Consider the following 20,891-nt stretch of genomic DNA (forward strand, 5'->3'; position numbering starts at 1 on the left):
TTTACTCCCTCGTTTTTTCTGCGAGCAAAGCAAAAATCATTGGAATTTTATTTCCCAGATGCTTGATCCTGAATTTTCCAGGTTCAAATTCTTCTGTATGCCGAAAACAATTGTAAGGTGAATAATCAAATTCTTCGTAAGATAAAAGTCGCAGTCCGTTTTGTAATAAGCTCGTGAGAACTTCGCCGGTAGGGTGATTCCAGCCCACATATTCTTTATTGATCTGCGCATTTCTGTCGGCATAAGTTCCACTCTCGGTTTCTATAATGGGACCGGCGTTAAAATAGTTGTAAGCTACTTTTGTAAAATCGTCATCAAACATCCATACAACCGGATGAAACTCTGCGAATACAAATTTGCCGCCTGGCTTTAAATAGCGACTTACAATCTTTGCCCATTTGTCAAGATCTGGTAACCAGCCAATGGTGCCATAACTGGTGAATACGATATCATATTTTTTATTTAAATGTTCAGGTAGTGAATACACATCGCAACAAATAAATTCTGCTTTTACTCCGGCTTTTTCAGCGAGAAGTTTTGCGTTGTTTATGGCATTGTCCGAAAGGTCTACTCCTGTTGCCTCGGCGCCCATCCTGGCAAGTGAAAGAGTATCCTGGCCAAAATGACATTGCAGATGAAGGATACTTTTTCCACGGATATCGCCAAGAAGATTTAGTTCAACTTCTTTTAAAGACGAGTTACCGGCTAGAAATCCTTTCACATCATAAAATTCTGATTCCAGGTGGTAATCCGTTCTTCGGTTCCAGGAGTCTTTGTTTTTTTCAAGGTAATTTAATTCTTCAGACATATTAGTGGGTTTTAATATCCTCAATGGAAGTGTGCAAAAAAACTTTCAGGTTTTTAAAAAACTGAAGGTGAGCTTTTTTTAAAATGTTCGCAAAGACCATGCCTATTAGCCTATTGGCGGTGACTTCAAAATTTTCTGTAACAATAAGGTTTTTGGTTTTATCTTTTGAAAAACGGATATCAACCGTAAGAAAGATGTTTTTTTTAACGGGTGAAGTGTAGCGGATGTGTTTTCCTTTTTCAATTTCAATAACCTTTGCCGTATAGGTTGGATTATTTTTAATAAAGCCGAAAAAATAAATTTCTTCTACTATTTTGTACTCTCTGTATTCGGGTTTTTCGTCGAGGAGTTTTACCTCTGTCATAAACGGATGAATCTCACCAAACTTTTTAAAATCGAACAAACTGGCATAAACCAAATCGAAATGATCAGGTAAAGTGTGTTCTAAAGTAAAAATTGTTTTGGCTGACATCTGATTATTATTTAAACACTCTTGATGTGTTTAACAAAAATATCATTTTTTAGTTAAGTAGTCTTTGAGTATTTTAGGTTTATTAAAATGGTCCTCCTAATAAAATACAAATCCGCGCTGCTGTATGGCATCTCTCTCGCTGCATTACTTATCCTTTTAAAGCGGTTAGAATGGCATTTTTTTATTGTGAACCATGCCCTCGATCTTTATATTGGATCGATCGCCCTGGTATTTACAACGCTGGGAATATGGTTGGCAAGCAAACTTATTAATCCAAAGCCACTTATTATAGAAAAAACCGTCTATCTGGAAAACCAGGAATTTGAAGTTAATTCGTATCCCGAAGAAGAAAGAGAACCAGATATTGGAGCGCTTGAAAAATGGGGTTTAAGTAAACGCGAACTTGAAGTTCTGAATCTGATGGCAAAAGGATATAGCAACCAGGAAATAGCCGAAGCTTTATTTGTGTCATTAAATACTGTAAAAACACATTCTTCTAAAGTTTTTGAAAAATTGGATGTAAAAAGAAGGACTCAAGCCGTTGAAAAAGCTAAACGCTTGAAAATCATATGTTAGTTAAGCTGCTACTTTAGGGTGAAAGCAAGATTATAAGATAAAATCACTCGAAAGTATGAGCGAAAATTACAAGTAAGTCCTGACCTTTGGCCCCCTATAAACCACTTAAAAAAAGTAAATGAAAAAAAATGTGATTGTCTGCGGACTTATTGGAGGCCTTATTATTTCCATAGGAATGATTATTGGTGCTAGTTTGTGTGAGAAAAATGCAAACTATGAAGCGAGCATGTTACTGGGCTATGCGACTCAAATTGTGGCCTTCTCTTTAATTTTTGTGGGTATTAAAAATCAAAGAGATAAAATTAACGGAGGTTCTATTTCTTTCGGAGAAGCCTTCAAAATAGGATTATTTATAAGTCTTATCGCTTCCACACTCTATGTCCTCGTCTGGCTGGTAGATTTTTATGTATTTATTCCTGACTTTATGGAGAAGTATTCAGCTCACCAGGTAAAAGCTTTAAGAGAAAGTTCTATCTCTGAAAAAGAAATGGCAATTCAGCTGGAAGATTTGAATCAAATGAAAGAACTTTATAAAAATCCCCTTATGGTGTTTTTGATCACTTACGTGGAGGTTTTGCCACTGGCCTTAGTCCTGTCATTAATTGCCGCCGCTATTCTTCGCCGCAAAAAGAAGCCGGAATTACCTGCCTGATTTGTTTTATTTGGAAGTGGCTTCAAATAAGCATTTGTAGGACTAAATAAACTGTTGTAACTTGAAGAAAAATTCACAAATGATTAAGTTTTTCAAATTAGTATTTCTAAGTCTGGTTATCACAAGTTCGTTTACAGCACAAACTGTAACTCCTTTGTTTGAAGGAGAGGTTATTTATTCAAATACCTTTAAGAGCAAAAATCCAAAGCTTAAAGAAAAGGAACTTTCAGCAATGATGGGATCAATACATAACTATTATGTGAAAAATGGTGATTATAAAACCGTAACCAATGGTGCCTTTGCTCAGTGGCAGCTCTATATTCAAAAGGATAATAAACTTTATAATAAAATGGTAAGTTCAGACACGCTTTTTTATAATGATGGATTGGATTATGACGATGAAGTGCTAAGTACTAAACTGAATAAAAACGTTACCACTATTTTAGGTTACCCTTGTGATGAGTTGATCCTTACCTGTAAAAGCGGTGTGCAGAAATACTATTTTAATTCTAAATTAAAAATTGATTCCAGATATTTTGTGAATCATAAATATGGGAACTATTATAATTATATTTCAAAAACAAATGCTGTGCCTTTAAAAATGATCATAGAAGATTATGATTTTATAATGGAAAGTGTAGCTACCAAAGTGGAGCAAAAAAAATTACCGGTAACCGTTTTTCAGTTACCGGTAAATTCTAAAGTTGCCAAGTTTCAATACTAAAATTTGTTTATGCCTATTACATGCGTTCCGGAACTCTTATTCCCAGGAGTTCCATGGCGTTATGAATAGCCTGTGCAGAAAGCTGCGCCAGTTGTAAACGAAATTTTTTGATGTCCAGATTTTCTTCCTTCAAGATGGAGAATTCGTGATAAAAGCGGTTAAATAATTTCGTTAGTTCGTAAATATAGTTTGCAACAAGCGCAGGACTGAGCGTTTTACCTGCTTCTTCCACTATAAGGTCAAAATCGTAAATGTTTTTTATAAGTTCTTTTTCAAGAGCGTTCATTTCTACTTCAGAATTATCGGAAGTAAAATCCATCTCTGCTTTACGTAAAATGGATTTGATACGCGCGTGTGTATATTGCATAAATGGCCCGGTATGACCATTAAAATCAATACTTTCTTTTGGATCAAAAAGCATTTTCTTTTTTGGGTCAACCTTCAGCATAAAATATTTTAAGGCCCCGAGACTTATAGTGCGGTAAAGTTCTTTAAGTTCTTCTTCTGAAAATCCTTCCACTTTACCAAGTTCTTTGGTGGTATTTTCAGCCGTCTCATACATCTCCTGTAAAAGTTCATCGGCGTCTACAACCGTTCCTTCGCGACTTTTCATTTTCCCTTCAGGCAGCTCAACCATCCCATAACTTAAATGGTAACACTCTTTTGCCCAGTCATAGCCTAATTTCTCAAGGATTTTAAACAATACTTTAAAATGGTAGTCCTGCTCATTACCTACCGTATAGATCATTTGTTGAAGATCGGGGTAGGTTTTAAAACGTTCGATCGCGGTTCCCAGATCCTGTGTAATGTAAACACTGGTACCATCACTTCTCAAAACAATTTTCTCGTCGAGTTTTTCTGCAGTTAAATCAATAGCTACACTGCCATTTTCTTTTTTATAGAAAACGCCTTTGCTTAATCCTTCCTGCACAATTTCTTTTCCGAGTAAATAAGTATTGCTTTCGTAATATAAAGTATCAAAATCAACACCGAGAATTTTATAAGTTTCGTCAAAACCCTTGTAAACCCAGTCGTTCATGGTTTTCCACAGACCTACAACCTCTTTGTCACCGGCCTCCCATTTGCGGAGCATGTCCTGAGCTTCTAACATAAGAGGAGCATTTTTTTCAGCCTCTTCTTTAGTTGCTCCATCGCTTACAAGATCATTAATTTGTTTTTTGTAGGCTTTATCAAACTCTACATAATATTTACCCACCAGGTGATCGCCCTTCATACCGGCAGTTTCAGGAGTTTCTCCTTTACCAAACTTTTGCCAGGCCAGCATACTTTTGCAAATGTGTATTCCACGGTCGTTAATAATATTGGTCTTTATAACTTTATGTCCATTTGCTTTTAAAATTTGTGCTACAGAATAGCCTAAGAGGTTGTTACGGATATGTCCGAGATGCAAAGGTTTGTTGGTGTTGGGGGAGGAATATTCCAACATAACGGTTTTACCAGTACTGTTTTCTTTCTTCAGTCCAATAGTTTTCAGGTTCTTAACGGCATTGAAATAATCCATCCAGAATTTGCCAGAGAGCGAAATATTTAAAAATCCTTTCACAACATTAAAAGCTGAAAAGGTGGGATTAGATTTTACCAGGGCTTCTCCAATCTCTGAACCTAATTGTTCAGGAGATTTTTTTGTGTCTTTGGTATAAGGAAAAGTTACGAGTGTAAAATCACCTTCAAATTCTTTTCTTGTTTTTTGAAAGATGATGTTATCTGTTTTTAAAGAATAAAGTTCAAGAAGTGTTTTTTGAACGGAATCAAACAATAAAGTCTCTGCGTTAATCATGCGCAAAATTAACAATTATAAAGCAAAATAGAAGGTAACATGTGCTTAATCCTGTACAAACACACCATAAAAAAAGCCGGTTAAATAACCGGCTTTCTATGAGAAAATCAAACTTTATAGTTTTGCTACGTCAACAGGCGGGTTGTTGTTGATTTTTACCATTTTAATTCCCACTTTTTTGAAAAAAGCAGCGAACCAGGTTTTATCTTTTACTGATTTAAGCTGAAGGTTGATCATGTAATAATCGCCGTTATTACCCCCAACTCTTGCCATCATCACATCAGGATCTTTAGCCATTTCAGCTACAATTTTATCAATTTCGCCGGGTTTGTATATCTCGAAATTGAAGATGGGCGCCATAGAAAAATAAGTAGCAGGATCGTTTGCTGCAGGATGTTTAATAACCACCGTTTTCGGCTGGGTTTCAGCAATTGCAGTCTGCGGCGGATTAGATTGTGCTGTGCTTACGTTAACTACAGCTGTAGATAGAAAGATAGTAAGGGAAAGAGACTTTAGAATTTGCATGATAAATTATTTAAAGTAAATAGTATATTGAATATATAAATTTATTCAAAAATTGCACCAAAACCAATTATTTTCGTTTTTGAGCAAAAAAATCCTTTATGATTTTCTCGCACTCCTCTGCAAGCACGCCTTTTACAATTTCTGTTTTTGGGTGCAGTACATTTTTTTCAAGCAGAGTAAATCCTTTCTTCATATCAGAGGCTCCAAACACAATGCCGCTGATCTGACTCCAGGCTAGAGCCCCGGCACACATCAAACATGGCTCCAGAGTTACATAAAGTGTGCATTCTACCAGGTATTTGCCACCAATGGCATGCGCTGCCGAAGTAATAGCTTGCATTTCGGCGTGGGCAGTAACATCGTTGAGCCTCTCTGTAAGGTTATGAGCGCGCGCAATTATTCTGTTATCGGCAACCACAACAGCTCCCACCGGAACTTCGTCCGCATCGTAAGCTTTTTGCGCCTCTTTTAAGGCTTCGCGCATAAAATATTCTGGCGTGTATAAGGGTGCTATTGACAATTGCAGGTATTTGTGCTTGTGGTACTGATATCATAAATGCGGGTAATAGTGTCGCAATCGTACATCAATAATTTATAATTGTAAAGAGAATCGTACCCTTTTTTTGGCTGAATGTAATATTCGCCACAGGGTTCTTTGTGTATGTTGCTGAGATCGTAGTTAATTTCAAAATGTCTTAATTCTACTTTAAGCAAGGCTTCGTTTTTACGCAGACATTTTAATTTGCACTGAGCTTTTTCAGAAAGGTTCATGGATTGAGAAACCAGTTGTTCCATTCGTACTTCATTCGGCGTAGTGCAGGACCGCTGACCAAAGATTGCGAAAACCATTAGTAATCCAATTCCAAATCCAATACCGTAAAATTTTAAACGTCCCAAAAAAGTCATGCGGCGAAGTTAAGCGCTATTTTTTAATTGGGGAAAGGAAATTTAAATTCATTTTCGTTTAGGGATGGGTCTGGCACTGGCATTCTTTTTGAGGTATATTGCTATAAGTCATGTTATGGAAAATGCATCCAGGTTCAATAAAGTAGGAGCTATTTTAAGATTAAAATGCCCAAATTGCGGAAAAACAAACGTTTTTTATAAGGGTAAGTATCTGCTAGTTGGCACTCCTCAAATGAAAGAGGTTTGCGAAAGCTGCGGATATAGTTTTGATCGTGAGCCAGGCTATTTTCGCGGAGCAACTTACCTAAGTTACACACTCGCTCTCATTGAAGGGCTGATTGCTTTTTTACTTGCAAAATATCTTATATATGGCATAACAAACGTGGAACTTGTGCTGGTAACCGTGGCGGCTATTTTGTTATGTGCTGTTTGGAATTACAGGTTGGCAAGAGTCATGTGGATGAACATCGCTCCTGATAAAAATCAATAACGATCGAGACGGTGATAATCTATATCGTATCCTTTCGGAACTATAGGTTCTTTTATGCTTGAAGCAATTTTAGAGTCATTGATTTTAATTGCCGACAAACTGAAATTAGAATATTGATACTTATTTTGAAAATCTACCGAATCCATTCTTCTTACCGGTAAAAAACTTTTTTTATCTATATAAATATTTGTAATTCTTTTTTTACGATCAGGATCTTGCGAAATAATCTCAATTTTATAACAAACGTAATTCCCTACTTTTTCTTCTTCCAGCATTTTAATCTTGTTACTTTTTTTGAAAAATGGCTCGTAAGGAATTTTTTCAGTGTAATGATTCATCAAATTAGCAGTAGGAAAATTTTGTTTCAAAAGACTCATCGTTGGTTTTCCTTTTCCCCTTGGGCCTACTGTATCTATAGTGGCTTTTTTGCGGGTATGATTCATTGTAATATTCTTTTTTCCGTTATAGAAAAGTTCTGTTTTAAAGGTTATAGCGTAAAATTGAAACTGACTTGTCATTTTCATTTTACAACCTAACAAAGTATCTACACTTTCCCTCTCCATGGAAATAGTTGCTGAAGTTTTAAGTGTGTCATTTCCTCCGGCAAATTTTTGTACAAAGTTGCAATCGTAATTCACCGACTTCACATTCAATAAAGCAATTCGTGATCTGAGTAAAATATCATCACAGCTCACACGCTTCATCTTTACGCTAAATCCAAAAATTAAAAAACTTATGAGGAAAAGAAGGACCGGTGATTTGTATCTGAAAAAATTCATGCTTTAATATGTATCGAAATGCCTCGCGAAGGCAAAGATAACATTTAAAGTTTCGGTGGAGTGTTAGTAAATTATAAAACCGGGTTTTTCCCCTTTTTAATAACGGTTTTCTACTAACATGGAAATGTTTATTAAAATTTAGAAGTGAAAAAGTGTATGCATTCTGTTTTCTCTCCTTATCAATTATCCGATAGAATAAAGTTTAGGCCCCGTTCAAAGCCAATTAAGGGAGTTTCCATGTGTTGGAGTCCGGGATAAATTTCAAAGCGCGATCTTACCCTAAGAAGAGCCAGTTTTTTTTCAAAATCAGTGAATACCCCTATATGGGTAGTAAGGTCGTCGTCAAATTCACCAAAACTTAGATAGCATCTTTTTTGAAGCGAAGTTATTTTGGAGGGATTTAGCGTGTTAGTATAATTTAAAATATAATTGTCTGCGTAATTCAACGAGGGGCTGATGCAAACATAATTTTTTATTAAAGTGTTCTCTTCTTTCAAATCAGTCAATAAACTCCAGATAGGGAAATATCCTCCAAGCGAATGCCCCATTATGCTTACCTCTTTTTTATTGGTACGGAAACTTTGATGAGCGTAGGGTAGTAATTCCTTTTGAATAAAATCTCTGAATTTATCAGCGCCGCCGCAAAGCAAACAACTATCTGCAACAAGGTCCCGGGGAAAAGTGTAATCTCGTTGTCTTAGTGAATCCATTAGGGCTACATTTGCATAACCAATACCGATTAAAATAGCTTCAGACAAATGCTCTTTATTTTCGGGATCCCAAAAATCAGAGACGCCAGTGAAGTAGGCATTTGCGTCAAGTAAAAGAACGAGTGGATACGTTTTAGTTTTATTTTTTTGATAGTTAGACGGCAGATGCACAAAAAGTGAGAACGTATCCTTCACATAAGTTGATATCAGTACCTTTGTAGCGGAAATTTCCTTTTCATCTTTATCTGAATTTCTATTTGTCTCCGGCGTAAGAGCGGTAAGATTCATTAAATAGTGGTGTGGCGGTACCATCCATTCTCCGAGACTTGTTTTTCTGACAAAGCTTTTGCTTCGGCCTCCTAATTTTACTTCAAGAGCGATTGCTTTTTTTCTTTTTTGAGATGGAAGAAATTCAAAAGCAACAACAACTTCGTTTTTGCCGTAAAGATTATATTCGGAAATAATGCAATGAAGCCAGCCTTCTTTTAATAATGCAGTTTTAAAAATGGGTTGTGTGTTTAGTCTTTCAGCGGGACGATTACCGTCGAACTTATAAATATTGATCCTGAATTTAACCGAGTCGGCATTGTCTTCATTAATATAGAGATCTACTGAGTTAAGTTTTGTGTTTGTTGCCGGAAGTTTTATGAGTTGTGCGATCTCAAATATATCATTCTGATTAATGGAAGCATCTATAAAATGAATGGCTGCATGCTTTGTGAGCCCAAATTTTGCTTCCACTAATTTGCTGGTAGAAATGCTAATTTCCGGTAGAACTGATGCTTGACGGAAGAGAGGAATAACCTTTTTACCGCTCGCCTCAATGGGGAGTTTAAAGTCGGCATAACCTATCAACGAAAAAGTAAGTGTATCGTTTTGAAAACTGGAAGGAATTGAAATAGAGAAAGTGCCATCGCTTAAACTCGTTGTCCCTAAATTTTTACCTTTGATTCCAATATTCACATAAGCCAGAGATTCGCGCGATAACGGATCGAGGACCTTACCTGAAATACTAATTTGGGCACCTAAGGGTTGAATGAATAAAACGCTTGTAAAGAGTAGGATAAAACGCAGCATCTGCTTAAACTGTAGGGTGTTGCTTTAAGACGCTTTAAGATTATGAATGTTACACTTAATTAAAATTATTTTGGTGTTTTTTTATCTTTGACTTTCGATTTTCCATTTTCCTGCAAGGCTTTCTGAAGCAAATACTCGATCTGCCCGTTCACGCTTCTGAATTCATCATCGGCCCATTTCTGGAGTTCTTTCAGTGTGTCGGGGTTGATGCGGAGTATGAATGCTTTTTTTTCTGCCATTACACTATTGATAAACCAGTTTCAGAAAGGATTGTTGTTTTAACCACATAGAGACATAGGAGGCATGGAAAAAAGTTAGATTGGCCAAAGGCGCACATAGTATTAAACCTGCGGTTCAATTTGCGACGACCTGACTCATTGACTTCTTTCAGTGTGTCGGGATTGATGCGGAGTATGAATGCTTTTTTTTCTGCCATTACACTATTGATAAACCAGTTTCAGAAAGGATTGTTGTTTTAACCACATAGAGACATAGGAGGCATAGAAAAAAGTTAGATTGGCCAAAGGCGCACATAGTATTAAACCTGCGGTTCAATTTGCGACGACCTGACTCATTGACTTCTTTCAGTGTGTCGGGGTTGATGCGGAGTATGAATGCTTTTTTTTCTGCCATTAATTTAGAATATCTATAAGTATACTACTACAAAATTAAACCACAACTTGAGCCCAACTTATTTCGCGATAGAGACAAAGATAAGGAGAGCAATTACCGGATGTAAAGAGTTGCACATAATAATACAAGCTTTGCTTCCGTGTGATAGAGTCAAACGCCCAACCTTTTTCCTGCTTCGTATTTATCAAGCTTAAAAATTAATTTGCTAGTGGTGCAGTGTACCTGTATTTACAATTGGACTAACCTCTTTATCACCACACAAAACTACCAGTAAATTACTTACCATAGCTGCTTTACGCTCTTCGTCAAGATGCACAATTTCACGTTCTGATAACTTTGATAAAGCCATTTCAACCATGCCCACAGCACCTTCTACAATTTGCCTGCGCGCTGCCACCACGGCTGTAGCTTGCTGTCTCCTCAACATGGCACCGGCTATTTCCTGTGCGTAGGCTAAATGACTAATGCGCGCTTCCATAACTTTGATACCTGCGGGGGCAAGACGCTCAGATAATTCATTCTCTAACAAACGACTTACCTGTTCTGATCCTCCACGTAAAGTTACTTCTGCCGTTTCTTCTTCGAAATTATCGTATGGACAAATGCTTGCCAGGTGTCGCACCGCAGCTTCACTTTGAATGTTGACATACTTGGTATAGTCATCTACCTCGAAACTCGCCTTTGCCGTATCCTGTACCTGCCACACAATAATGGCAGCGATCTCTACCGGATTACCGATTTTGTCGTTTACTTTCAGCGATTGTCCATTCAGGTTTCTCGCTCTGAGGGATATAAATTTTCGGATGTAAAAGGGGTTCACCCAATGGAAGCCGCTTTCTTTAACTGTGCCCTTATAAGTCCCGAATAAAATAAGTACGTTGGCTTCATTAGGATTTACTATGAGAAATCCTTTGCTGAAAAAGAAGACCGGTAGAAGAAGTATTACCGCGAGAGGAATTATATTTAATATGAAAGCAGCAATAGCTCCAACAGTAAGTAATACGCAAATACCAGCTATTCCGTATCCGGAAAATGGCTGAAGGGATTTTTCTTGAATCATAAATATGATATTAAATTGATATCACAAAGATATTAGATAAAAAATGAGATAAGCAAGCAAAATCGTAAAAAAAGGATGAACGGTGGATTTTCGATTGGAATTTGCTGCGCGCTGGTATCTTGCCACAGATGGGCGAATTAACTGAACTGAACTTTTACTTATAGTGCAAAGCACGGAGGGATGTTTTCTTTTATGCGCTGTAAGCCCCCTTCAATTTTCGAAAATTTATCTGGGTCCGCGCGATATTCTTATTGCTAAGCAAACCTGCGATGGCAATAGATTTTAAGCTTTCCTTCTGAATGTACTATGGCATCTTCGATATACTATCGTTCGGTTTCGGTTTGACCAAGTTGCGGAGAATGCTACTTAAATTCCCTGCAAATCCATCCCCTCACTATCAATCATCGTCACCCATTTGCCCATTTTCTTTTGGATGATTTTAAAATGATGTTTGTCTTCTTCTGTGATAAAAGAAATCGCTTCACCAGGTGATTCGGCGCGACCTGTCCTTCCAATGCGGTGAACATAGTCTTTTGGTGAGCGGGGCAATTCGTAGTTGATGACGTGTGGTAAAAATTTAATATCAATACCACGCGACAATAAATCGGTGGTTACTAAAACACGCAGTGTTCCTTTTTTAAATCTGCTGAGGGCTTCGGTTCTTGCATCCTGGCTTTTTTTGCCGTGCATGGCCGTTGCCTCAATCCCGTTCTTTCTCAATTTATCAGCAACATTGTCTGCTTTATAAACGGAGGAAACAAAGACAAGGACTTGTTTCCAAGCGTTGTGTTTAATGAGGTAACGCAAGAGCGGACCTTTTTTTTCCTCACTCACAAAATACGCGAGTTGCGAAATAAGATCGATGTTATTTTCTTCCGCTTCAATTTTAATAACAACCGGATCTCTCAATACCAGTTGATTGAGGCCATCGAGATCTTCGCTGAGCGTTGCTGAAAATAAAAGGTTTTGTCTTTTCCGGGGAAGCAACGAAAAGATTTTCTGCATCTCTTCTTTAAAACCGAGATTCAGCATTTTATCTGCCTCGTCTAAAACGAGAGTATCTATTTCTGATAAATGCACTGCGTTGCTTTCTACTAATTCGAGTAAACGTCCGGGTGTGGCCACAAGCACATTTACACCTTGTAAAGCCATCATTTGAGGGTTGATAGAAACACCACCATACACCGCAAGAGATTTTATTTTTTGGGGAAGAGCTAATCCGAATGTCTGGAAGACCTCTCTTACCTGCGCCGCCAGCTCACGCGTTGGAACAAGCACTAGAACTTTTACGTGACGGTTTTTTGAAAGTGTATTGCCTTGTAAATTTTGTAAAATTGGTAACACATAGGATGCGGTTTTACCCGATCCTGTTTGTGCAATTCCTAAAACATCTTTTCTTTTTAAGATGGCGGGAATTGCTTCTTTCTGAATAGGGTAAGGCTCTTTGTAGTTTTGCGCTTCGAGAGCCGTTAATAAAGAGGGAGGTAATCCTAAATCAGAAAATGACATAAAGTGAAATTAATTTCCTGTAAATATAACTAATAGCACAGCGGTATTTCAATTTTTTCGTATCACTTCAATCTCCTGATTTATTTCTTTTAATGCACTTATAAAACCTGTTTTATCTTGTGGAGAGATCATCACAGAATCAAATTTATTATAAAAAAGTTCCAATCTGTCTGTGGAGGCCGCGGGCGATTTAATAATTCCCCATGTTTCTTCGATTTTATAGATGGAAGAAATTGGAATCTCAAGTTTATAAAATGGTCCCGAGCTAATTAGTAATCTATCTTCAATGATCTTATAACAAATAGAGAAAATGGTATAGAAAGCCACCAGTATAAAGGGAATCGCAACAAAAAGAGCGGTGTAATCTTTTATATAAATGCATAAAATTAAAATGCCGAAGATTAATAGAGGAAGAGAAATTACAAATCCTAAACCTATTTTTGTTTTAAAGTTTTTTGCATTTGTGGTCATGTTTCAGGACTTAAATTTCTTCTTTCATTTTCAATAATTCTTCTTCCAGCCTGTCAAAATTTTCTTCATTAGATGGAACTACCACAGGTTTCAGACTCTTGCAGGTTTGTGGATCATCAAATATCATTTTAAAGGTAAGCTCTGTTTTATGTCCCGGCCTTTCGCTAAAGGTTGTTACCACCTGGAAGTAGGGTTTGGTATGACGTTTCCAGATGAGTAATTCGGGAGCAACAATCTGAATAAACTCTACTTCGTTATTGTAGTCTCTTTTATCGGGACCATGCATCGTGAAGACCCATCTGCCGCCGATTTCCAGATCAAATTTATGAAAGCTGTTCGTAAACCCTTTTGGTCCCCACCAGTTTTTTAAATGTTCTGGATCAGTCCATGCTTTATAAACAAGTTCCTGATGAGCATCAATAATTCTGGTTGTTATAATTTCGCAGTCGGAAGAGGAAGCAGGTGATGTTGAAGAAACGTTCATTATGTTATTCATATTTGTTTCTGAAATTTCGGGACTATTTTTGCCGCAGCAAAATTATTTGTGAAATTTTGGTGGGAATTTTTTTATTAAAACACTATCATTTGCGCCGGGATGCAAATTTCGATAGCCTCTAAACTAAGGATCCAGTGGTTATTAAATTGAAGGTTTGCATTGACAGGTATCTCACCTTGCAATAACAAGTTTTCTGCAAACGCACCAAATACCGTCAGACATGCGGAGTGTATAAAAACCACGGGGCAAAGAACTAAGGTCAAGTATAGTCACTTGAGAATTGATGTCTTTTTTTAGAAAAGCCAATTGTCCGAGCTCATTATAAATTTGTGCCTCACAGAACTGAGGGGCGTTTGCAAATTGAAGCGTTAAATTAGTAACCACAGGGTTAGGGTAAAATAAAAAAGAGTTTTCGTTTTTTAGCTCCTCAACACCTGTTGTTAGTGGTATTGGTGATCGCGCGATTTCGAAATTATCTATCAGGTTCCAGGAAGAATAACCGGGAACAGTTTTTACAGTAATGTATTCTGATGCCTGCGAAGCCGTGAACGAAAAATTAATTTGCGACCAGGTATTATAGTTGGGAATAGCCAGGTTTATCTGTGTGCCAAAGGTAGAGTCTGTAAGCGATTCACCGACTTTTACACCGGATATTAAGTTTTGAAAATTTGAATTTCCGTAAACATAAAAAGATAGATAATAGGTGATACCTGGTGCGAGCGGTGAGTTGAGTTCGATTGCAACTGCGTCAGAAGTTGTTCCGGTGTTTGATGCAATACCCAGGCACCATCCTCCTTGTTGTGGAGTAAAGCAGAGGGTGTCGAGAATGTCAGTCTCACCGAGATAAGCGGGGTTGCCTGTATTGGTTTTGCCGAACGCTTTTACATGTGGCATTTTTGTGTTAAACAGTTGATCTGATTGATTACTGGTGCAGGCAGTAAGACTATGGTTTTCGAAACTTCCATTGTAAAACGATTGCGCTTGAACCGTCAGCGAAAAAACCGAGAACAAAACAACTACTTTGAAATAGCTCATTTTTGGGCATATTATTTTGTTATAATGATTTTTTTAGAGAGCCATCTGTTGTTATCCAACAGCCGTAATGTGTAGTAACCAGGCGGCAAAGACGAAATATCGAGTTTTGTATTTTCAGACGCCCCGATAGTCTCATTTAAAACAGTGAGTCCCATACTGTTGTAAATTCTAAGTTCGGTTTGTGCTTTAGAAGTTTTGAACTGAATGTTCAGTGTTTCCTGAGCGGGATTAGGATAAACCTCGAAAAGATCATTTAGAGCGTAATTATCCACTCCCAGCAGGATAGGGTTTTTAGAGATTACAAAATTATCTACCTGAATCCATGAATTATAGCCGTATACAGGTTTTACAGTAATAAACTGCGAAGTATCAATTGCCATAAAACTAAAACTTGAATTTTTCCAGCTTAAATAATTTGCAGTAACGGTATGAATAGGAGTACCAAATAAAAAATTGTAAGGCGACATACCTATGGCGAGATCGCAATCAAAATTTTGAAAAGATTTATTTCCATAACAATAGAACGAAACATAATAAGTTGTGCCGGAATCAAGCTGGGCATCTAATTCGATAGCGATGGCATCGGCTAATGGTTGAAACCCTGCTCTTAAACCCACGCACCATTTGCCATGTTGCGGAACTACAGAACAACCGCTATCCTGAATGCTCGATTTTCCCAGTGGAATGCTAGGGCCGTTATAATTATTTCCAAAGGCAACAACATGAGGCATGTTGTTGTTGAACTGATGATTATAAAGGGTAGTAGAACAAGTATTTAGAGCGTTGTTTTCGAAACTTCCATTATAAAAATTCTGGGCATAGAAATTTGCGGAAATAGAAATAAGAAATAACAGCAAGAGCTTTTTCATGAGGCGGGTTTGAGTCTTTAACGCAAAATAGTTAAAAATAGTGTTTAGAACTGTTAAACTAATTAGCTGATTTCCAGATATTATAGTTTGATTTGGAAGGAAAATAAATAAATCTCCTTAATACTAGGGGTATTCTGTTATCAGGTTGTCTTAGCTATGTTCTATGAAGTATGATTATTTAATTGAAAGCTTATATTTGCGGAGAAATTCCGGTGGAAAAGCAAGTAAATGAACAGCAGTATTGGCAGCAGATCAGCCAGGGCGATAAGAAAGCGTTTGAACAGATGTTCAATACTTATTATCAGTCCCTCTGCAACTATGCCTGTTCCATGCTAAAAGACATAGACGAAGCAGAAGAAGTGGTACAAAATACTTTTTTTAATATCTGGAATAAGAGGGAGGCTTTGCAAATAAGCTCTTCTTTTAAATCTTATGTATACCGTGCTGTGCATAATGATTGCCTGAATAAAATAAAACACGGAAAAGTAAAAGCAGTTTATGCTGCCGATTATAAAAGCAGTATGGGTGGCGGATTTGACGACAGCGCAAAGGTTCTGGAATCAAAAGAACTTGGTAAACAAATTCATGAGGCTATTTCTTCTTTACCAGAGCAATGCGGAATTGTTTTTAAACTCAGCCGTTTCGAGAATTTAAAATATTCTGAAATTGCCGAACACCTGGATATTTCCGTAAAAACTGTAGAGAACCACATGGGTAAGGCTTTGAAAATATTAAGAGGACACCTGAAAGATTATTTACCGCTTGTAACCTGGTTATTCTTTATTAATTAAGATGAACGCAAATTCAGAACATATAGACGATTTGATCGCTAAAGTCCTTGCCGGTGAAGCAAGCAGGGCAGAGATCGATGTGCTCGAAGGCTGGATGAATGAAGCTAAAGAAAACGCGCTTTATTTTGACGAAACCAAAAAGTTATTCACGCAAATTGAAAGTTTCAAGGTAGAGCATAAAGTAGATACGCTTAAGGCCTGGGAAAAACTCGACACGAGAATTTCTTCGGAGGATAAATATGCACCGCATAAAATAATTCCTTTATTCCAGCGCCCTGTCTTTAGAATCGCTGCATCCATTATGCTTATTGCTACATTAGCACTTCTTGTCAATTATTATTTTAATAGTCCGGCACCGGTTCCTGCTATTTTTGCTGCTGAAAAACACATAAAAAGTCAAGGACTTCCTGATGGCACAAAAGTAACTCTGAATAAAAATTCGGAACTCGCCTACATAGTAAATGATAAAAAGAAAGTGCGCGAGGTTAAATTAAAGGGCGAAGCTTATTTTGAAGTAGTTCACAACGAAGACTTGCCTTTTGAAATTACTATAGACGACATTATTATTAAAGACATTGGAACGGCCTTTAACGTAAAGGCTTTGCCGGGAAGTAATGTGGTTGAAGTTTTAGTAGAAGAAGGAGAAGTACATTTTTATACCACTTCTAATGAAGGATTAAATTTAGTAAAAGGTGAAAAAGCTTTGTATAATAAAACTTCAAAAGAATTTTCAAAAGTAACTCCTAAGCCTTCAGAAAATACTGTGAGTTATAAATCAAAGGCTTTTCAGTTTAAAGGAAGTCTGATGCGTGATGTTGTAAATCAGTTGAATGCTATTTATGATAGCAACATTGTTTTGAGCGACGAACGTTTAGGTAATTGTCGCCTCACAACCAGGTTCACAGATTTAAGCGTGGATGGTATTGTTGACATTATTGCTGAGACACTTGACTTTGAAGTAGAACGATCTGGTGGAAAAATAATACTCAAGGGTAAGCCTTGCGTTGAATAATGCATGAAAAAATTTGTTTTAATCTCCCTGCTTTTGCTTTGTGTAAATGGCCTGATGGCTGTTATACCGCCATTGGAAAGAGAAATAAATCTTACTGTATCTAACGAACGCTTTAGCGATGTGCTCTTTAAAATTCAGGAACAAACCGGGTTAATTTTCTCTTACAATCCAAGTATCATAAGCGGAATTCGGCCGCTCTCTTTGCAGATAAAACACAAAACAGTGCGCGAAGCTTTAGCGATGATGCTTCCAAAAACAATTATTTATAAATCGAAAAATAACTACATTATTTTAAAAGAAAAACCGGCTGAGAAAAATCAGAACAAAACGGAGATCAGCGGCTACGTCATCGATAAAAAAACAGAAAAAAAGGTAGCAAACGTAACCATTTACGATAAAGAAAGTTTGCAGTCTGTAACCACCGACCAATATGGGTTTTATTCCATCAGCGTTCCTGCAACCAACGAAAAGATCAGCATCAATAAAGAAAATTACCAGGATACAATTCTCTCTTTAACGGATGTAAAAGACAATAAGATAAATAACATCAGCATAGCACCTGTTACAGAAGAACAAAGAATCCAGGATTCTATAGTACGAAGAGACAGGCTTAAAGAACTTGGACTTTACACAAGCAATATCTACAAAAAGTTTACAGGATTTATAAATACAATCAATATTCGTGATACCATTACCAGGCCTATCCAGGTGTCTCTTCTTCCTTTTATTGGAACCAATCACCGTTTGTCGGGATCGGTAGAGAATAAACTTTCGTTTAATATTTTAGGAGGTTTCTCAAAGGGTACAAAAGGGTTTGAGGTTGGCGGACTATTTAATATTGACAGAGAAAATGTGGTTGGATGCCAGGTGGCCACCATTTTTAATATTGTAGGTGACAGTATGAAGGGCACCCAGCTTGCTGCCCTGTTTAATATTACAGGAAATTATATGACCGGATTTCAGGGAGCTGGACTTCTAAACATTAACAACCGTGATTTTAAAGGTGTGCAGGCTGCCACGCTTTTAAATTTAAATAATCGCAAAGCCGAAGGCGTTAGTATCGCAGCACTCATGAATATCAGCAACTATGTTAAAGGGGTGCAGGTTTCCTTTTTAGGAAATGTAAGCGATACTTTAAATGGTGTTTCGCTGGGCGGTTTATTTAACGTCACCGAACATGCCGTAAAAGCAGTTCAGGCTGGTTTTTTATTCAATAATCAACGCACAGGTACATCTTATGTGCAAGTGGCCGGACTTTTCAATACTGCTTGTTACGTAAAAGGCATTCAAATTGCACCAGTTAATTTTGCCGACTCTGCCAGTGGCGTTCCTATTGGTTTTTTTAGCTTCGTAAAAAAGGGAGTACATCAATTAGAATTAAGCAGCGACGAATTATTTCTTGGAAATGTTTCTTTCAGAACAGGGGTTCCGGCTTTCTATAATATTTTCAGTATTGGATTCTGGTCGCCGAATACAAAAAGCCTTTCGCAACTTGGGTATGGTGTTGGAAGTTCTTTTCGTATAAAAAACAAGTTACGAGGAGATGTTACTTTAACGATGCATCACATTAGCAAGGGAGGCTTTTACTATGGAACTAATGATCTTTACCGCGCTTATTGCGGAATTGAGTATAAATTCAGAAAGAAATTTTCTGTAGCAGCGGGGCCAACATTTAATCTTTTTATGAGTGATCAATTGTTGCCGGATTATTCGGTTTATGAAACTATTATGCCCTCTTATTTGTTCAGCACCACCAATTCCTACGACTTTAATCTGAAGGGATGGCTGGGCGCTAAGATTGCGCTGAGATTTCTTTAGGTAAACCTGCCGGCTTTAGAGGCAGGACCCTGGTTTCACAGATAACGCAGATTAACAAGCAGAGAACTTTCGCCGCAAAAAGTTATTTCTGATCATTGCAGCAATCAAACACCGATCAGCGCAATTGCTACTTAGCGCTTAATTTTGAGTATACAGGCCAGCGCTATTTGTGAAATCTGCGTACGATCGTAATCAGAAAGAATAATGAAAAGTTAAATAGGGGTATTTTTTATCTGCGTTGTCTTAAGAGCACAACAAAGAAAAAATGCAAAATTTAAACTCCATCACACTGGCGCTATTACTTGCAGGATCTGCAATAAATGCACAACAAGATTCGATAGCCATCGGATCGGCAAAAAGTCAAAAACAAGATACAACATCTACCAGATCTAAAGAGTATAAAGAAAGAGCCTTCTCTTTGACTTTCGTGAGTCCTATTGGTACTAACGGGTTAGACTGTTATAAAGTTAGCAACCACGTTTCTATCAATATTTTAGCAGGAGTATCAAGAGGTGTAAAAGGCTTTGAAGCAGGAACACTGGCTAATGTTACTTTAAAGGATATGGAAGGAGCACAGTTTGCTGGTTTCGCTAATGTAGTGCTGGGAAATGTTCATGGCGCTCAATTCTCTTCTTATTTTAATTACTGCGGTAAAGATTTGAAAGGCGCGGGCTTCGCCGGATTATGCAATTTTGGTCTCGGCGAACTACACGGTGGACAATTTTCGGCGGGTGTAAACATAAACCGTAAAGGTGGCAAAGGTGTGCAGTTAGCTTCATGGACCAATGTCATTCTTGGTGACTTCAAAGGTGCACAGATTGCTGTGGGAACAAATGTCGCACTCGGAACTTTAGATGGTGCGCAAATTGGTATGGTAAACGTTGCCAAAAAAGTGAAAGGTGTTCAGGTTGGATTTGTAAATGTAGCCGATTCCGTAGATGGAGCTGCTATTGGCTTTTTAAACATCATCAAACATGGCAAACATCAAGTTGAAATTTCAGGTGACGAATTATTTTATGCCAATCTTTCCTACAGAGCCGGAACAGATGCGTTCTACAATATTTTTACAGCAGGATTTAAACCAGGTTCGAAAGATGATCTCTGGCATTTTGGTTACGGCGCAGGAACATCCTTTAAAATAAAAGAAAAATTAAAAGGGGAGATAAACGCTACAGCCCACCACGTGAGTACCGGAGGATTCTATTGGGGAACCAGCGAATTGATTAGACTTTACTGTGGTGTAGAGTATAAAATAGCGAAGAAAATTTCTGTAGCAGCAGGGCCAACATTTAATCTTTACATGAGTGATGCTTTGTTATCTGACTACGATACGAAAAAAAATATACCAGCTTACCACATGTTTAACCGCACGACTTCAGATGATTTTAATGTGAAAGGATGGGTTGGTGGAAGAGTCGCTTTGCGTTTTTTCTAATACAAACCTAAATCAAAGGTAAAATGGTTAGAGATTAATTCTCTAGCCATTTTTTTATTTTAAAAAGATAAAAAGAATAGTTTAAAAGAGTAGGGGTTTAACCTTTCCAGTTTGTCTTTATTACAAATCCACAAAATGACAAAATTTATTTTATTTCTGATAGTAGCCCTGGTTATAAGAATACTGTCAAGGGTAGCAGTAAACGAATTGTCAGAAGATCAGGAAATAAACAAATAAATAAATCC

General features: G+C 37.4%; 23 protein-coding genes. 8 read left to right on the forward strand and 15 right to left on the reverse strand.

Annotation, left to right across the window (positions count from 1 at the left end; translation table 11 throughout):
* Position 1 precedes the first annotated feature (1 nt).
* Positions 2-808: an SAM-dependent methyltransferase gene (locus CNR22_17125; protein ID PBQ33428.1), complete on the reverse strand. Its 807-nt coding sequence runs from the start codon at positions 806-808 to the stop codon at positions 2-4.
* A 1-nt stretch (position 809) separates the two neighbouring features.
* Complete coding sequence (locus CNR22_17130) at positions 810-1,280, reverse strand: hypothetical protein (GenBank protein PBQ33429.1); 471 nt, start codon at positions 1,278-1,280, stop codon at positions 810-812.
* Positions 1,281-1,367: 87 nt separating this feature from the next.
* Between CNR22_17130 and CNR22_17135 the strand changes: the two genes are divergently transcribed.
* The 3 genes from CNR22_17135 to CNR22_17145 all read left to right on the forward strand — a co-directional run bounded on the left by CNR22_17135 (position 1,368) and on the right by CNR22_17145 (position 3,232).
* A complete protein-coding gene (locus tag CNR22_17135) occupies positions 1,368-1,856 on the forward strand; it encodes a helix-turn-helix transcriptional regulator (GenBank protein ID PBQ33430.1) in 489 nt (162 codons plus the stop codon).
* A 118-nt stretch (positions 1,857-1,974) separates the two neighbouring features.
* On the forward strand, positions 1,975-2,508 hold the full coding sequence (locus CNR22_17140) for a DUF4199 domain-containing protein (GenBank protein PBQ33431.1): 534 nt from the start codon (positions 1,975-1,977) through the stop codon (positions 2,506-2,508).
* 154 nt (positions 2,509-2,662) lie between these two features.
* On the forward strand, positions 2,663-3,232 hold the full coding sequence (locus CNR22_17145; GenBank protein PBQ34934.1) for a hypothetical protein: 570 nt from the start codon (positions 2,663-2,665) through the stop codon (positions 3,230-3,232).
* Positions 3,233-3,248: 16 nt separating this feature from the next.
* Here CNR22_17145 and CNR22_17150 read toward each other — a convergent pair whose 3' ends face one another.
* From CNR22_17150 to CNR22_17165, 4 genes are all read right to left on the reverse strand, one after another.
* Positions 3,249-5,030: an arginine--tRNA ligase gene (locus CNR22_17150; GenBank protein ID PBQ33432.1), complete on the reverse strand. Its 1,782-nt coding sequence runs from the start codon at positions 5,028-5,030 to the stop codon at positions 3,249-3,251.
* 114 nt (positions 5,031-5,144) lie between these two features.
* On the reverse strand, positions 5,145-5,555 hold the full coding sequence (locus CNR22_17155) for a hypothetical protein (GenBank protein PBQ33433.1): 411 nt from the start codon (positions 5,553-5,555) through the stop codon (positions 5,145-5,147).
* 67 nt (positions 5,556-5,622) lie between these two features.
* Positions 5,623-6,039 (reverse strand): tRNA-specific adenosine deaminase, encoded by a 417-nt coding sequence (locus tag CNR22_17160; GenBank protein PBQ34935.1) that lies wholly within the window; start codon positions 6,037-6,039, stop codon positions 5,623-5,625.
* Positions 6,040-6,065: 26 nt separating this feature from the next.
* Positions 6,066-6,461, reverse strand: coding sequence for a hypothetical protein (locus CNR22_17165; protein ID PBQ33434.1), 396 nt, complete (start codon positions 6,459-6,461; stop codon positions 6,066-6,068).
* Positions 6,462-6,525: 64 nt separating this feature from the next.
* On the opposite strand from CNR22_17165, the gene CNR22_17170 reads away from it, so the two are divergent.
* Entirely contained in the window at positions 6,526-6,951 is a 426-nt protein-coding gene (locus CNR22_17170) for a hypothetical protein (GenBank protein PBQ33435.1), read from the forward strand.
* Here the strand turns inward: CNR22_17170 and CNR22_17175 are convergent.
* The 9 genes from CNR22_17175 to CNR22_17215 all read right to left on the reverse strand — a co-directional run bounded on the left by CNR22_17175 (position 6,945) and on the right by CNR22_17215 (position 15,590).
* Positions 6,945-7,730: a hypothetical protein gene (locus CNR22_17175; GenBank protein ID PBQ33436.1), complete on the reverse strand. Its 786-nt coding sequence runs from the start codon at positions 7,728-7,730 to the stop codon at positions 6,945-6,947. The two genes, CNR22_17170 and CNR22_17175, sit on opposite strands and share 7 nt — an antisense overlap.
* Before the next feature lie 179 nt (positions 7,731-7,909).
* On the reverse strand, positions 7,910-9,517 hold the full coding sequence (locus CNR22_17180; GenBank protein PBQ33437.1) for a hypothetical protein: 1,608 nt from the start codon (positions 9,515-9,517) through the stop codon (positions 7,910-7,912).
* Positions 9,518-9,582: 65 nt separating this feature from the next.
* Positions 9,583-9,756: an Arc family DNA binding domain-containing protein gene (locus CNR22_17185; GenBank protein PBQ33438.1), complete on the reverse strand. Its 174-nt coding sequence runs from the start codon at positions 9,754-9,756 to the stop codon at positions 9,583-9,585.
* A gap of 599 nt (positions 9,757-10,355) precedes the next feature.
* Positions 10,356-11,168 (reverse strand): band 7 protein, encoded by an 813-nt coding sequence (locus CNR22_17190; GenBank protein ID PBQ34936.1) that lies wholly within the window; start codon positions 11,166-11,168, stop codon positions 10,356-10,358.
* A 408-nt stretch (positions 11,169-11,576) separates the two neighbouring features.
* Entirely contained in the window at positions 11,577-12,719 is a 1,143-nt protein-coding gene (locus CNR22_17195) for an RNA helicase (GenBank protein PBQ33439.1), read from the reverse strand.
* 48 nt (positions 12,720-12,767) lie between these two features.
* Positions 12,768-13,190 (reverse strand): hypothetical protein, encoded by a 423-nt coding sequence (locus CNR22_17200; protein PBQ33440.1) that lies wholly within the window; start codon positions 13,188-13,190, stop codon positions 12,768-12,770.
* Between the two features lie 10 nt (positions 13,191-13,200).
* The gene (locus CNR22_17205) at positions 13,201-13,674 is read right to left on the reverse strand and encodes an ATPase (protein PBQ33441.1); all 474 of its coding nucleotides are present in this window, start codon (positions 13,672-13,674) and stop codon (positions 13,201-13,203) included.
* A gap of 183 nt (positions 13,675-13,857) precedes the next feature.
* A complete protein-coding gene (locus tag CNR22_17210; protein ID PBQ33442.1) occupies positions 13,858-14,721 on the reverse strand; it encodes a hypothetical protein in 864 nt (287 codons plus the stop codon).
* 11 nt (positions 14,722-14,732) lie between these two features.
* A complete protein-coding gene (locus CNR22_17215; protein PBQ33443.1) occupies positions 14,733-15,590 on the reverse strand; it encodes a hypothetical protein in 858 nt (285 codons plus the stop codon).
* 284 nt (positions 15,591-15,874) lie between these two features.
* Between CNR22_17215 and CNR22_17220 the strand changes: the two genes are divergently transcribed.
* The 4 genes from CNR22_17220 (at position 15,875) to CNR22_17235 (ending at position 20,646) form a co-directional block, all read left to right on the forward strand.
* Positions 15,875-16,381 carry an RNA polymerase sigma-70 factor gene (locus CNR22_17220; protein PBQ34937.1) on the forward strand — a complete coding sequence of 169 codons (507 nt, stop codon included), beginning with the start codon at positions 15,875-15,877 and terminating at the stop codon, positions 16,379-16,381.
* Between the two features lies 1 nt (position 16,382).
* Positions 16,383-17,393 (forward strand): hypothetical protein, encoded by a 1,011-nt coding sequence (locus tag CNR22_17225; GenBank protein PBQ33444.1) that lies wholly within the window; start codon positions 16,383-16,385, stop codon positions 17,391-17,393.
* A gap of 3 nt (positions 17,394-17,396) precedes the next feature.
* Positions 17,397-19,211 carry a hypothetical protein gene (locus CNR22_17230; protein ID PBQ33445.1) on the forward strand — a complete coding sequence of 605 codons (1,815 nt, stop codon included), beginning with the start codon at positions 17,397-17,399 and terminating at the stop codon, positions 19,209-19,211.
* A gap of 265 nt (positions 19,212-19,476) precedes the next feature.
* Positions 19,477-20,646 carry a hypothetical protein gene (locus CNR22_17235; protein PBQ33446.1) on the forward strand — a complete coding sequence of 390 codons (1,170 nt, stop codon included), beginning with the start codon at positions 19,477-19,479 and terminating at the stop codon, positions 20,644-20,646.
* Positions 20,647-20,891: the final 245 nt, after the last annotated feature.

It is taken from the genome of Sphingobacteriaceae bacterium, from assembly GCA_002319075.1.
Classification (GTDB): domain Bacteria; phylum Bacteroidota; class Bacteroidia; order B-17B0; family Aurantibacillaceae; genus Aurantibacillus.

What these genes read in the sequence shown, in the direction of transcription:
- CNR22_17140 (PBQ33431.1), top strand. Translation starts at nt 1,975, where the DNA reads ATGAAAAAAAATGTGATTGTCTGCGGACTTATTGGAGGCCTTATTATT.
- CNR22_17160 (PBQ34935.1), bottom strand. Translation starts at nt 6,039, where the DNA reads ATGCGCGAAGCCTTAAAAGAGGCGCAAAAAGCTTACGATGCGGACGAA.
- CNR22_17225 (PBQ33444.1), top strand. Translation starts at nt 16,383, where the DNA reads ATGAACGCAAATTCAGAACATATAGACGATTTGATCGCTAAAGTCCTT.
- CNR22_17165 (PBQ33434.1), bottom strand. Translation starts at nt 6,461, where the DNA reads ATGACTTTTTTGGGACGTTTAAAATTTTACGGTATTGGATTTGGAATT.
- CNR22_17210 (PBQ33442.1), bottom strand. Translation starts at nt 14,721, where the DNA reads ATGAGCTATTTCAAAGTAGTTGTTTTGTTCTCGGTTTTTTCGCTGACG.
- CNR22_17235 (PBQ33446.1), top strand. Translation starts at nt 19,477, where the DNA reads ATGCAAAATTTAAACTCCATCACACTGGCGCTATTACTTGCAGGATCT.
- CNR22_17155 (PBQ33433.1), bottom strand. Translation starts at nt 5,555, where the DNA reads ATGCAAATTCTAAAGTCTCTTTCCCTTACTATCTTTCTATCTACAGCT.
- CNR22_17230 (PBQ33445.1), top strand. Translation starts at nt 17,397, where the DNA reads ATGAAAAAATTTGTTTTAATCTCCCTGCTTTTGCTTTGTGTAAATGGC.
- CNR22_17135 (PBQ33430.1), top strand. Translation starts at nt 1,368, where the DNA reads ATGGTCCTCCTAATAAAATACAAATCCGCGCTGCTGTATGGCATCTCT.
- CNR22_17185 (PBQ33438.1), bottom strand. Translation starts at nt 9,756, where the DNA reads ATGGCAGAAAAAAAAGCATTCATACTCCGCATCAACCCCGACACACTG.
- CNR22_17200 (PBQ33440.1), bottom strand. Translation starts at nt 13,190, where the DNA reads ATGACCACAAATGCAAAAAACTTTAAAACAAAAATAGGTTTAGGATTT.
- CNR22_17130 (PBQ33429.1), bottom strand. Translation starts at nt 1,280, where the DNA reads ATGTCAGCCAAAACAATTTTTACTTTAGAACACACTTTACCTGATCAT.
- CNR22_17170 (PBQ33435.1), top strand. Translation starts at nt 6,526, where the DNA reads ATGGGTCTGGCACTGGCATTCTTTTTGAGGTATATTGCTATAAGTCAT.
- CNR22_17180 (PBQ33437.1), bottom strand. Translation starts at nt 9,517, where the DNA reads ATGCTGCGTTTTATCCTACTCTTTACAAGCGTTTTATTCATTCAACCC.
- CNR22_17205 (PBQ33441.1), bottom strand. Translation starts at nt 13,674, where the DNA reads ATGAACGTTTCTTCAACATCACCTGCTTCCTCTTCCGACTGCGAAATT.
- CNR22_17195 (PBQ33439.1), bottom strand. Translation starts at nt 12,719, where the DNA reads ATGTCATTTTCTGATTTAGGATTACCTCCCTCTTTATTAACGGCTCTC.
- CNR22_17150 (PBQ33432.1), bottom strand. Translation starts at nt 5,030, where the DNA reads ATGATTAACGCAGAGACTTTATTGTTTGATTCCGTTCAAAAAACACTT.
- CNR22_17125 (PBQ33428.1), bottom strand. Translation starts at nt 808, where the DNA reads ATGTCTGAAGAATTAAATTACCTTGAAAAAAACAAAGACTCCTGGAAC.
- CNR22_17215 (PBQ33443.1), bottom strand. Translation starts at nt 15,590, where the DNA reads ATGAAAAAGCTCTTGCTGTTATTTCTTATTTCTATTTCCGCAAATTTC.
- CNR22_17220 (PBQ34937.1), top strand. Translation starts at nt 15,875, where the DNA reads ATGTTCAATACTTATTATCAGTCCCTCTGCAACTATGCCTGTTCCATG.
- CNR22_17175 (PBQ33436.1), bottom strand. Translation starts at nt 7,730, where the DNA reads ATGAATTTTTTCAGATACAAATCACCGGTCCTTCTTTTCCTCATAAGT.